Annotated in this window: 11 protein-coding genes; 1 reads left to right on the top strand and 10 read right to left on the bottom strand. The window is 40.9% G+C overall.

All coding sequences use genetic code 11. From position 1 onward, the window contains the following. Positions 1-606: 606 nt before the first annotated feature. From NG55_RS04545 to xerA, 3 genes are all read right to left on the bottom strand, one after another. Positions 607-1,542 carry an FAD-binding protein gene (locus NG55_RS04545; RefSeq protein ID WP_016540847.1) on the bottom strand — a complete coding sequence of 312 codons (936 nt, stop codon included), beginning with the start codon at positions 1,540-1,542 and terminating at the stop codon, positions 607-609. 17 nt (positions 1,543-1,559) lie between these two features. Next, the gene (locus NG55_RS04550) at positions 1,560-2,309 is read right to left on the bottom strand and encodes an electron transfer flavoprotein subunit beta/FixA family protein (RefSeq protein ID WP_065342469.1); all 750 of its coding nucleotides are present in this window, start codon (positions 2,307-2,309) and stop codon (positions 1,560-1,562) included. Between the two features lie 438 nt (positions 2,310-2,747). After that, on the bottom strand, positions 2,748-3,635 hold the full coding sequence (xerA, locus tag NG55_RS04555) for a site-specific tyrosine recombinase/integron integrase (protein WP_167539947.1): 888 nt from the start codon (positions 3,633-3,635) through the stop codon (positions 2,748-2,750). Positions 3,636-3,797: 162 nt separating this feature from the next. Between xerA and NG55_RS04560 the strand changes: the two genes are divergently transcribed. Continuing rightward, positions 3,798-4,412 (top strand): LysE family translocator, encoded by a 615-nt coding sequence (locus NG55_RS04560; RefSeq protein WP_023270348.1) that lies wholly within the window; start codon positions 3,798-3,800, stop codon positions 4,410-4,412. A gap of 42 nt (positions 4,413-4,454) precedes the next feature. Here NG55_RS04560 and NG55_RS04565 read toward each other — a convergent pair whose 3' ends face one another. From NG55_RS04565 to NG55_RS04595, 7 genes are all read right to left on the bottom strand, one after another. Next, positions 4,455-5,063, bottom strand: coding sequence for an alpha/beta fold hydrolase (locus NG55_RS04565; protein ID WP_065342710.1), 609 nt, complete (start codon positions 5,061-5,063; stop codon positions 4,455-4,457). A gap of 1 nt (position 5,064) precedes the next feature. After that, positions 5,065-5,991, bottom strand: a complete 927-nt coding sequence (locus NG55_RS04570) for an ADP-ribosylglycohydrolase family protein (protein ID WP_065342470.1) — start codon at positions 5,989-5,991, stop codon at positions 5,065-5,067. 77 nt (positions 5,992-6,068) lie between these two features. Beyond that, complete coding sequence (gene dapF / locus NG55_RS04575; protein WP_004805579.1) at positions 6,069-6,923, bottom strand: diaminopimelate epimerase; 855 nt, start codon at positions 6,921-6,923, stop codon at positions 6,069-6,071. A gap of 6 nt (positions 6,924-6,929) precedes the next feature. Next, entirely contained in the window at positions 6,930-8,180 is a 1,251-nt protein-coding gene (gene lysA, locus NG55_RS04580) for a diaminopimelate decarboxylase (RefSeq protein ID WP_065342471.1), read from the bottom strand. 22 nt (positions 8,181-8,202) lie between these two features. Next, positions 8,203-8,442: an LPS translocon maturation chaperone LptM gene (lptM, locus tag NG55_RS04585; protein ID WP_004654681.1), complete on the bottom strand. Its 240-nt coding sequence runs from the start codon at positions 8,440-8,442 to the stop codon at positions 8,203-8,205. 141 nt (positions 8,443-8,583) lie between these two features. Beyond that, entirely contained in the window at positions 8,584-9,999 is a 1,416-nt protein-coding gene (locus tag NG55_RS04590) for an amino acid permease (RefSeq protein WP_065342472.1), read from the bottom strand. A gap of 293 nt (positions 10,000-10,292) precedes the next feature. Then, positions 10,293-11,801 (bottom strand): alanine/glycine:cation symporter family protein, encoded by a 1,509-nt coding sequence (locus tag NG55_RS04595; RefSeq protein WP_065342473.1) that lies wholly within the window; start codon positions 11,799-11,801, stop codon positions 10,293-10,295. Positions 11,802-12,147 lie beyond the last annotated feature (346 nt).

Below are 12,147 nucleotides of genomic sequence, written 5' to 3' on the forward strand. Positions count from 1 at the left end.
TTACAATAAAAAAATTATATAAATGAATAACTTAAAATTATCAAATATCATATCCACCAATAAAAATGGATTCGTAGACTTTTTAAGCAAAAGTTCATCAAATGATTCAATAAAACTGTTGAATCAAATAAGATTTAGCTGGTTGTTTCAGAGCGATAATGCATATTAAGTTTTAGCCTACAGATCACCAAATCCAAGCCTTATTTAAACCTTTTATGTATGGAATTCTGTCGCTGACTTATAAAATAGCAAAACGCAACCAAAAGCTTGTTTAATAAAAACCATCTGAAAATGAATGATATGCCAATCGGCGTAAACAAGCCCTCTTTAGCTCCTCCCCAGACTCCCACGACAAATAGCTCTTATTTTTGATTCTAGTGCTATTTAAGTACCGCCTGGGGATCCAGAATGTATTTGTCCAGATAACCTCAATACGACGCACATTATGCTCAACACGATCTTTATTAACCCAGATCAGTAAAAATAGCCATACCCCACCATTGATGGCTAAAACAACAAAATAAACTGTGATTACAATTACCCAAGCGTTTAAGGCATAAAAAAACGCCCCTTTCGGAGCGTTCTTCAACTTTTATTCAGAGCGAATTAAAGTTTAGATACCAATTCAGGTACTACAGTGTTCAAATCGCCTACTAACCAGTAGTCAGCAACACTGTTGATTGGCGCTTCTTCGTCTTTGTTGATTGCAACAATAACTTTAGAATCTTTCATACCTGCCAAGTGTTGAATCGCACCAGAGATACCAATCGCCATATAAAGATCTGGCGCAACGATTTTACCAGTTTGACCAACTTGGAAGTCGTTTGGTACAAAGCCAGCATCTACCGCAGCACGTGAAGCACCTTGAGCAGCACCAAGCTTGTCAGCCAATGGATCAAGTACTTTGTGATAGTTTTCACCAGAACCGACACCACGACCACCAGAAACAACGATACGTGCAGCAGTTAACTCTGGACGATCTAGTTTCACGATTTCTTCACTTACAAACTTAGAAATACCCGCATCTTTCGCTTCAGCAACCGCTTCAACTGCAGCAGAACCGCCTTCAGCAGCAACTGCATCAAAGGCTGTACCACGAACTGTACCCACGATAATTGCTTCGTCAGATTGAACAGTTGCGATTGCATTACCTGCGTAGATTGGACGCTTGAACGTGTTTGCAGATTCAACAGCGATGATGTCTGAGATCATGCTTACGTCAAGAAGCGCAGCAACGCGAGGAAGAACGTTCTTACCTGTTGTTGTAGAAGCAGCCAATACGTATTTGTATCCGCCTTTCGCGATGTCAGCAACTAAGCCAGCAACGTTTTCAGCCAATTGGTTTGCATAAGCTGCATTGTCAGCAAGTAATACTTTACTTACACCAGCAACTTTAGCAGCAGCGTCAGCAACTGCTTGAGCGCCAGAACCAGCAACTAATACAGTAATATCACCACCGATTTTTTGAGCTGCCGCAACAACGTTTAAAGTTGCACCGTTAAGTGTCTGGTTGTTGTGATCAGCGATAACTAAAATACTCATGATTTTATCCTTCTGTATTAGATCACTTTCGCTTCGTTTTTCAATTTTTCAACAAGCTCGTCTACAGACTTCACTTGTACGCCAGCTTTACGTTCAGCAGGAGCTTCAACTTTAATTGTTTTAAGCTTAGTGCCTGTTGCAACGCCATAGTCAGCAGGTGACTTGGTATCAAGCGGTTTTTTACGCGCTTTCATGATGTTTGGAAGAGCAGCATAACGTGGCTCATTCAAACGTAAGTCAGTGGTGATGATTGCAGGAAGTGCAAGCTCAACAGTTTGTAAACCACCGTCAACTTCACGAGTTACTTGAACTTTACCACCGTCAACTTTAACTTCAGATGCGAAAGTACCTTGACCTGCACCAAGTAAAGCACCAAGCATTTGACCTACTTGGTTAGAGTCGTCATCAATTGCTTGTTTACCAAGAAGAATAAGTTCTGGTTTTTCAGCATCAACAACGCCTTTCAAGATTTTAGCAACTTCTAGAGCGCCAACTTCATCAGTAGTTTCAACTAAAATACCACGGTCAGCACCTAAAGCCATTGCAGAACGAATTTGTTCTTGAGCGTCTTTAGAACCCACTGAAACAACAACGATTTCAGAAACTGTTCCTTTTTCTTTTAAGCGAACCGCTTCTTCCACTGCGATTTCACAGAATGGGTTGATTGACATCTTAACATTGGTAAGGTCAACCCCACTATTGTCCGGCTTAACACGAACTTTTACGTTGGCATCAACCACACGTTTTACAGCGACAAGAGCCTTCATGTAATCCTCGGCTGTTCTAAGCAAGTAAATGTAATGAAGAGCATTCTAACTCTTCGATTGAAACTTTTTAGGTGCCCTATCTTGCAATGTATTTGGCATTTCGGTCAAGTCACAATTTCCGCTATGGCAATAAAAAAGATGAAACGCTCAGTTCACATATTGAAAATAATTATCGGTGCTACAAATTTAGCTTATAAACTTGATGAATATTAAACTTTGATTTTTTTAATATTTTATAAAATTCAACGATCTAAAACAGGCATTTTAATTTAACTAAGGATGATCTGTAACTGATCGTTTCTAGCAAAATTACAAGTGTTTTGGATTTTGCAAAAACGTGGCAATTAAGTAAGAACAGCAATTAAACGAATACCAGAAATAAACAGGAAAAGTAGTCGACTATTAAACGCTCAATTTTGCAACATAATATATCAAGAATTAGCTTTTTTGCGCACGCGGATGGGTTTGATCATACACTTTTGCCAGTTGTTCAAAGTCAACATGGGTATAAATTTGAGTGGTCGACAAATTACTATGCCCCAACATCTCCTGCACAGAACGTAAATCCCCACTGGCAGACAGCATATGACTGGCAAAACAATGGCGTAATAAATGAGGATGTAAATCGACATTCACACCTGCACGTTGTGCTTGTAACTTGACCCGATTTTCAATTTGACGTGGTGTTAAGGCATTACCACGTTGTGAGATAAAAACCGATGAATCCGCATTAAAGCCACCTAGCCAAATTCGATAGATTTTCAACCATTCAACCAAACTGTCTTTGGCCTTTAAACCAAAAGGAACAATACGTGTTTTATTGCCCTTCCCTGTAATCCGTAACAGTTGCCGATTAAAGTCGACATCTTTAATCGTCAATCCTTGTAATTCTGCCAAACGAAGACCACTGGAATAAAGCAATTCGAGCATGGCTTTATCACGTAACCATAATTGTTGTTCGATCGGTTTCTCTGGTGCTGCTTGGTCTAAAATTTGGTGAACGGTTTCAATATCAATCATCCCTGGTAAAGGTCGCGGTTGGCGTTTTAATCGAAAATCTTCAGATGGATTCTGTTCTAAATACTGACCTTGTTCTGCCCATTTCATAAATTGGCGAATTGACGTTAAATGACGCTGTAAGCTACTGCTACTCAGTTGATCTCGCTCAACCCTTGCCGCCAGATATTCCCGCAAATCAGAAGCTTCAACATCTTGCAGTTGCAGTTGTTTATATTCACAAAACTTAAAGAAATCGGTTAAATCACGCTGATAGGCTGCAATGGTATGTTCAGACTGATTTTGAATGATCCGTTCTTTTAACCACATGGACAGCAGTTTTTCAGGGCTTTCCAAGTTGCTCTCCAGTGTTATGCCTATAACTACGGCTACAGTCTAGCAAATTTTACTTCTCTTTATCATTAAACAAATATCGAAGAATCTATTGCTCTGTACTACAATCATTTCCAAGTTTTAAATGGTGCTTGACCAATGACAGCCATGCTTATTCCTTATCTCATTGCAATTACTTTGCTCACGCTTACTCCGGGTTTAGATACCACGCTGATTATTCGTACTGCCACCTTGGAGGGCAAAGCAAAAGCCTTTCAGGCGGCTTTGGGGATTAATCTTGGCTGTATTGTATGGGGAATTATTGTGGCCTGTGGTTTAGGTGCGTTGCTGATGACTTCGGATCTGGCCTTCAATGCCTTGAAATGGATGGGTGCAATTTACCTGACATGGTTAGGACTCAATCTCCTTTTAAAACCCCGTAGCCAACTTGCGAATGTAAACGATTCAACAGTGACAACACAAAACTGGTTTATTAAAGGTTTTTGGGGCAATTTACTCAATCCCAAAGTCGGTATTTTCTATATTTCCTTTTTGCCACAGTTTATTCCACAGTCTTCGTCTCCAATTATATGGACTATGGGGCTGGTGATGATTCATGTCGTGATCGGCTTGATCTGGTCAATTTTTCTGATCGCTGCAATGCAGTCCATTTCTGCTTATTTAAAACAACCTAAATTTATTCGCTACATGGATCGCATCACAGGCAGTATTTTTATTTTGTTTGCATTGAAACTGGCTTTCAGCAAACGATAAACAATAAAAAGCGTGCTGTTCACGGCACGCTCAATATCCATTTCATTCCTGCTCTAAATTTTTTAAATAATCATTAATTTGTATGACGACTTCATCTGCACATTTCTCTGCAAGTTGATGATCACCATCATCAACGATATAGAGTTTGGCTTTTTGCAAGATCTGATTTAAATATTGTCCAACCTCAATCGGACTAATCGGATCTTGATTACCCCAGATCAATAAAGTACCCACCTCGATATCTGGTAAATGTTGCTCATAGTCGACTTTCGTGGTCACAAACCAATCAGGATATTCAATATATTCCTGCTGATAAAACTGCCGCCAGTCTTGAACTTGAAATCGGTCTAAATTAATTCCACCCGAAGTTGCAATCAACACTAAACCTTTCACCAAATCTGATTTCTGTAATGCTGCTGCAATCGCAAAGATTCCACCCATGGATTGGGCAATCAGAATAGAAGGCTGTTGAATCTGTGCAAGCACATAATGACTCAGATCATCAAAACTGTTAATGTCTGGATCTGTTGCCACCCCATGAAAACCAGGGTACGCAATCACTTGCTTTGTATAATGATGAGGAATCTGTGCAATCAGCGGATTCCAAAATTGTGTATTGCCTGATGCGCCCGCAAGAAAGACTAAGTTCATCTCATAAGCCATCTATCAATTGTGCAAGCAAAGGCTCAACCATTTCCTTGGCTCTTAACTGCTGTAACCATACAGCAGGAATATCCTCATACCCAAAAGCAAGTCCTGCCAATCCACCAGCCACGCATGCTGTTGTATCCGTATCACGCCCCAAAGAAATTGCTTTTTTTATCACGGCTTGGTAGCTGGACTCTTGTAAGGCTAAATAAGCTGATTTGAGGCAATCCACAACATAACCGCTTCCCGTTCCTCCCTCTAAATCATCAGGGCGGATGAAAAATTCTAATTGCTCCAATTCATCTGGTCGATTTCCATAATACCCTCTTAAGATAGTCACAGCATGTGACCACGCGGCATTAATCGTCATCCCTTTTAAAATATATCTCGCCCATAAACAATATAAAGCACAACATACTTTTGAGCGTAGATGCGCATGGGTAATATGAGATTGTAAATAGGCAGCTAAAATTAATGCCTCGTCTGTCCCTTGATGCCACAACGCTAATGGTAGAACTCTCATCAATGCCCCATTGCCATTAGCATGTTCATCATCAATCGCGACTTGCATAATTGGCGTGCCTTGTAAATATTGTCGAATGGCTGTTGCTGTCTGCACACCCACATCAAATACATGATAATCAGGAGCCATATATCCAAACTGATACCAATTCGCAATGCGATTCATTAAATCAACTGGATCTAACTTTTGACAATGAAGTAAAGATGCCAATAAACACAAAGCTTGTGCACCATCATCTGACCATGTGCCAATTGGAATATCAGGATAGGTTCGACTAAAATTTTTAGGCGGAATCATATCGATATCAACAATATGAGGGAGTTGTTCAGGTAAGTTAAATTCATAAGGCACACCAACCGCATCACCGATTAATAAACCATAAATAGCACCACGAATCTTATTTTTCATTTTTCTCACATTTTATTATTGTAAAAACAAAAGGTAAAAAGCCTAACCTCAGACTTTTTACCTACAATCAGCCTAATTTAGCCTTGGAAATATCTTAAATCCAAACGGGCATCATAAACATGCGTGGTTGGACCAGTCATCCACACCACATCACCTTCACGCCAAGCGATATGTAACTTACCACCAGCAAGCTGCACTTCAACTTCATTGGCCAGCAAACCACGGCGCATACCACTGACCGCTGCGGCACAAGCCCCTGTACCACAGGCTAAAGTCTCACCGACACCACGCTCAAACACACGTAAACGGATATGCTTTTCATCCAGAATTTGCATAAATCCTGCATTCACACGTGCAGGAAAACGTGCATGTGATTCCACTTGTGGACCAATACGCTCAACATCCGCAGTCAATACATCAGGAACAATGGTGACCGCATGCGGATTACCCATGTTCACCACATCAATATTAATGCTCTGATTATCTGCAAGCTCTAATGCGTATAAACCTTCAATATCTTCATGCTCTTGGGTCACAAATGGAATTTCTTCTGGCAGGAATTTTGGTGGTCCCATATTCACACGAACCCAGCCATTGGCACCCAACTCAGGCTCAACGATACCTGCTTTGGTTTGCACACGAATTTTGGTTTTGGTCGTGAGTTGACGCTCATGTACGAAGCGAGCGAAACAGCGCACACCATTACCACATTGCTCGACTTCAGAACCATCGGCATTAAAGATTCGATATTTAAAATCGACATCTGGTAAATCAGGTGGCTCAACAATCAGTAGTTGATCAAAACCCACACCGAAATGACGATCAGCCAAACGTTGAATCGTGACTGTATCTAAATAAGCACGCTGGGTCACAAGGTCAACGACCATAAAATCATTGCCCAACCCATGCATTTTGGTAAATTCTAAATACATCTTAATTTACTCCTCAGGCAACAAACGCTCTTTTTCCCAAAGTGATTCTATGGTTTCACGTTCACGAATTAAATAGGCTTGATCACCACTGACCATAACTTCAGCGGCACGACCACGGGTATTGTAGTTCGAGCTCATCACAAAACCGTATGCACCCGCACCTAATACCGCCAACACATCATTTTCCTGAAGTGCTAAATCACGCTCTTTCCCTAAGAAATCGCCTGTTTCACAAATTGCACCGACCAAATCCCAAGTTTTAACTGCAACATCAGGATTTGGATTGACAGATTGGATATCCATCCACGCTTCATATAGAGCAGGACGAATTAAATCATTCATCGCCGCATCAATAATGGCAAAGTTACGATGGTTTGTTGGTTTCAATAAATCAACTTTTGTTAATAATGCGCCTGCATTGGCAGAAATACTACGCCCAGGTTCCATATAGACTTTGAGTCCCAACTTTTCTAAAGCTGGACGCATCGCATTGGCATATTCCTCAACGCTTGGCGGGGTTTCATCTTTATAACGAACCCCCAAACCACCACCGATATCAATATGTTTGAGGTTGATCCCCAAGCTTTTCAATTGCTCAATCATTAAAATGACACGATCAAGTGCATCCACAAAAGGCTTGGTCTCGGTCAACTGTGAACCGATATGACAATCAATCCCAACAATCTCAAGATTTGCTAACGACGCTGCATATTGATAGGTTTCATTCACCGCATCACTTGGAATACCAAACTTGTTTTCTTTCAACCCTGTTGAGATATAAGGATGTGTTTTGGCATCTACATCTGGATTTACACGTAAAGAAATCGGTGCTTTTTTACCAAGTTTTGCTGCAACTTTCTGAATCCGATCTAACTCAGCATGTGATTCCACATTAAAGCAAGCAATCCCAACATTTAAGGCTTTTTCGATATCGGCTTCAGATTTACCTAAACCAGAAAATACGATTTTCGACGGTTCACCACCTGCCGCCAGAACACGTGCCAGTTCCCCACCGGTCACGATATCAAAACCCGCACCGACTTTTGCCAATACACGCAGAACAGCGATATTTGAGTTTGACTTCACCGCAAAACAGATTTGATGATCAATAAAATCAAAAGCACGGTGCATATCCAAATAATGCTTTTCAAAAGTTGCTTTTGAATACACATATAAAGGCGTGCCATATTGCTGTGCGAGCTGATCCAGTGAACATTGCTCAGCGTGCAATACTCCATTAATGCGAGTGAAACTCATGAAGATGTCCTTATTTACAAACTTAAGGTGAGATGGTCTGTGATTGAGTCGTTGACGATGTTGCTTGGCGTTCTACCTCTGCTTGATCTGCTTTTGCGTCAGATGAAGCCTTAGCCTGAGGTGCTTCATTTTTATAAAGCAGATATTTAGCGCGCTTATCCTGATTTTGATCAGACGGTAATTGCAATGCACCTGACTGACCACATGCAGTTAAAATAACGCTGCTCAGCAACACACTGATAGAACAAATGACTTTAAGCATCTGTGCACCTAACTTTTACAATTCGGAGCAGTATAGCGTGATCATTAGATCGGCTAAAGTCTAAACTTGAATGAATCAAACAATAACCATAAAAAAACGCCGACTTTGAAGTCGGCGTTTTGGATTAAATCGGCCAAATAATTACTTTTTCTTCTTATAGAAGAAATAACCAATTGCCAAAATAACGAACCAAAGCGGGCTAACTTTGAGTGATTCCAACGTCGTTTCATCCAAGGCAAGGAAGTAGATCGTTGCAAGGAAGAAAATAATCACCACCCAACAAGTAAACACGCCGCCAGGCAATTTAAATGTTGATTGCGCATGCAGTTCAGGACGATTTTTGCGGTAGTTGATATAACTCCACATAATGATCATCCATACACAGATGAACAGAATCGTAGAGAGCGTTGTTGCTAAGGTAAACGCCGTCACTTCATCATTGGTGCCCGTTTGTAATTTATAAACAAACTGAACAAAGGCACCAATAAAGATACAGATTGATGAGAAAATCAATGCTTTTGCAGGAACTGCAGACTTCGATAATTTACCAAATAGCTTCGGTGCTTGTTGATCGGTTGATAAGCCAAATAACATACGGCTGGTTGAGAATACACCACTATTCATCGATGACATCACTGACGATAACACTACTAAGTTCATGATAATTGCCGCAGAAGCAATACCTGCTTGTGAGAAGATGTTAACGAATGGGCTGACTTTAGGATTGATCTGATCCCACGGTGTTACACACATCACCACGAATAATGCCAATACATAGAAAATGATGATACGAATTGGAATCGAGTTAATCGCTTTCGGTAAGTTGCGCTTCGGATCTTGCGTTTCAGCAGCCGTGGTCCCAACCAACTCCACCCCGACAAAGGCGAAAATCGCAATCTGGAAGCCTGCCAAGAAGCCATCAAGACCTTTCGGGAACATGCCACCATGTGTCCAAAGGTTGGAAACACTTGCAACCGTACCAGAAGCATTGGTAAATCCAGTAAAGATCATCCATAAACCAACAGCAATCAAGACAATAATCGCGGTGATCTTCACCATCGCAAACCAGAACTCCATTTCACCGAATAGTTTTACAGTGACCAAGTTCAAGCCCAGTACAAACAGGATCGCCACCGTACTGATCAGTAAACCACCCAATGGTGTAAATGACTCACCACCATTAAAGAATTCCAGATAGTAAATAATGGCTGATAAATCTGCGATACCAATGGTGACCCAACAGAGCCAGTAGGTCCAACCAACAAAATAACCAGCCCAAGGGCCAATTAAATCCGTCGATAAGTCGATAAAAGATTTGTAGTTAAGGTTAGATAGTAACAGTTCCCCTAATGCACGCATTACGAAGAACACCATCAAACCAATGGTCATATAAATAAACAGAATAGATGGTCCAGCCAAACTAATGGTTTTACCAGACCCCATGAACAGCCCTGTTCCGATTGCACCGCCGATCGCAATCAACTGTAGATGTCGATTAGATAGACTACGGTGAAGTCCGCTTTGCTCAGCAGCCTCACTCAGATTTTGATTCGACATTTTACAAAAACTCTCCAGTGTTTTTAGTTCATTAGCCAAAGTCCGCTCTCAATAACGATTCGTACTGTTTTCGGTATCTTTTCTCGTTATCTCTAGGTTGGCTGACTCCAGCTAAGCAATTTTTTACCTGTATTTTTCAAGTTAAATACAATTGAATTCGATCATACGCACAAGGCCAAAACAATACAATGAACTTATGAGGGCAACTCATCAGTCATAAAAAGGTACTTCAAAATTAAAGAGTGGCGATTTAAGCCACTCTTTTTCTACTCGAGAAAATATTGATTTATAATTCAATCATTAGAAGATTGCTTCTGTTTATTTTTGAGACGCTCCTCCCAAAAAGTTGCATTACGGATACCCAATTTAATTGGATCAAATGTAAACTCCTTAACGCCTGCTTTTTGTTGTTCTTCATAATCTCGAAGTGCTTTAATGGTCGGTTTCCATACAAAATAGGTCACGATAATACCAATGATATTAATCCATGCCATCAAACCGACCCCAATATCACCAATCCCCCAAATATAACCCGTTGCGCTGAGTACACCATAAGCCACGGAAATCATAATGAAACATTTGGTGATGAATAAAAGAGATGGTGTTTTGGTGATATAGCTCAGATAAGTGATATTTGTTTCAGCAATATAGTAATAGGCCACAATCGTGGTAAAGGCAAAGAAGAACACCGCCAAAGCGACAAAGATCTGACCAAAACCACCAAACACCGTGCTGACCGCCATTTGTGTAAATGCAGGTGAGCCTATCTCAGTGCCAGGCGCAACATTCTGCACGATAAATTGTCCAGCTTCTAAAGTCCCCTGTACGTTATACATGCCCGTAATCAAAATCATAAAGGCTGTTGCAGAACATACAAATAGCGTATCGACATAAATGGAGAAAGCTTGCACAAAACCTTGCTGTGCTGGATGCTGAACTTCTGCGGCTGCAGCGGCATGCGGTCCAGTACCTTGTCCTGCTTCATTGGAGTAAACACCACGTTTTACCCCCCAACCAATTGCAGCGCCAATCCCTGCCATTGGCGAAAATGCATCTTCAAAGATGAGTTTGATCACGCCAGGTAATTCTTGGATATTCATCGCAACGATAATTACAGCCATCAAGATATAACCCAAGGCCATAAATGGAACAACCAGCTCTGCGAAGCGGGCAATACGTTTAATTCCACCAAAAATAATGATTGCCAATAAAGAAACAATCACGATTAAGGCCAATAATTTATAAGTCCCGACATTGCCAAACACGATGGCGCCCTGACCTGTAATTTGGGTAAATGCATTACCGACCGCATTGGCTTGAATACCAGGCAGGAACAAACCACAAGAAACAATTGCAGCAATCGCAAAGAGAATCCCTAACCAACGCTGGCCTAAACCACGGTCAAAATAAAATGCAGGCCCACCACGATATTCACCTTGATATTCGACCTTATAAATTTGACCGAGGGTGGATTCGACATACGCGGTACTTGCACCCAAAAATGCAACCAACCACATCCAAAATACAGCACCTGGACCACCAAACCCAATTGCCGCCGCCACTCCCGCAATATTACCGACCCCGACACGTCCAGATAAGGACACTGACAAGGCTTGGAACGAGGAAATCCCTTGCGCGGAGGATGAACCATTAATTAACAGCTTTGCCATTTCCTTAATTTGGCGAACCTGCACAAACCGAGTTAAAATAGAAAAAAATAAACCAGCGCCTAGGCATAAATAGATCAGCGCTGGACTCCAAATAATTCCATTTACCCAATTTACAATTTCTGCTGCACTCATAGACATCAACCTTTATTATATATTTTGAAAAAATAGCCACTGCTAAATTTCCATTCGTCTGAGCATGAGCAATATCTATGCCATTCGATCAAAACCTCATGACAACAAATAAGCGAACACACCAACACCATCCATGGAAAAAGTGAATTGAACAAAAAAAGCGATTGCTAAAAACACACTGTCTACACCTTGTAAAAGTTGTATATCATGTTATTTTTCTGAGCACTTCCCTTTAACCAATCTGCGACGAAATCATGCCGTCTTCGTTTTGTTATTCCTTAAAGAACGATCAGCATTGTTAGAAATTTTCGTCCTGATTCTTTTTTATCTAATTTTAAGAAACTTT

The organism is Acinetobacter gyllenbergii (assembly GCF_001682515.1).
GTDB classification, from domain to species: domain Bacteria; phylum Pseudomonadota; class Gammaproteobacteria; order Pseudomonadales; family Moraxellaceae; genus Acinetobacter; species Acinetobacter gyllenbergii.

What these genes read in the sequence shown, in the direction of transcription:
- NG55_RS04570 (WP_065342470.1), bottom strand. Translation starts at nt 5,991, where the DNA reads ATGAAAAATAAGATTCGTGGTGCTATTTATGGTTTATTAATCGGTGAT.
- NG55_RS04595 (WP_065342473.1), bottom strand. Translation starts at nt 11,801, where the DNA reads ATGAGTGCAGCAGAAATTGTAAATTGGGTAAATGGAATTATTTGGAGT.
- dapF (WP_004805579.1), bottom strand. Translation starts at nt 6,923, where the DNA reads ATGTATTTAGAATTTACCAAAATGCATGGGTTGGGCAATGATTTTATG.
- NG55_RS04560 (WP_023270348.1), top strand. Translation starts at nt 3,798, where the DNA reads ATGACAGCCATGCTTATTCCTTATCTCATTGCAATTACTTTGCTCACG.
- xerA (WP_167539947.1), bottom strand. Translation starts at nt 3,635, where the DNA reads ATGTGGTTAAAAGAACGGATCATTCAAAATCAGTCTGAACATACCATT.
- NG55_RS04550 (WP_065342469.1), bottom strand. Translation starts at nt 2,309, where the DNA reads ATGAAGGCTCTTGTCGCTGTAAAACGTGTGGTTGATGCCAACGTAAAA.
- lptM (WP_004654681.1), bottom strand. Translation starts at nt 8,442, where the DNA reads ATGCTTAAAGTCATTTGTTCTATCAGTGTGTTGCTGAGCAGCGTTATT.
- NG55_RS04545 (WP_016540847.1), bottom strand. Translation starts at nt 1,542, where the DNA reads ATGAGTATTTTAGTTATCGCTGATCACAACAACCAGACACTTAACGGT.
- NG55_RS04565 (WP_065342710.1), bottom strand. Translation starts at nt 5,063, where the DNA reads ATGAACTTAGTCTTTCTTGCGGGCGCATCAGGCAATACACAATTTTGG.
- NG55_RS04590 (WP_065342472.1), bottom strand. Translation starts at nt 9,999, where the DNA reads ATGTCGAATCAAAATCTGAGTGAGGCTGCTGAGCAAAGCGGACTTCAC.
- lysA (WP_065342471.1), bottom strand. Translation starts at nt 8,180, where the DNA reads ATGAGTTTCACTCGCATTAATGGAGTATTGCACGCTGAGCAATGTTCA.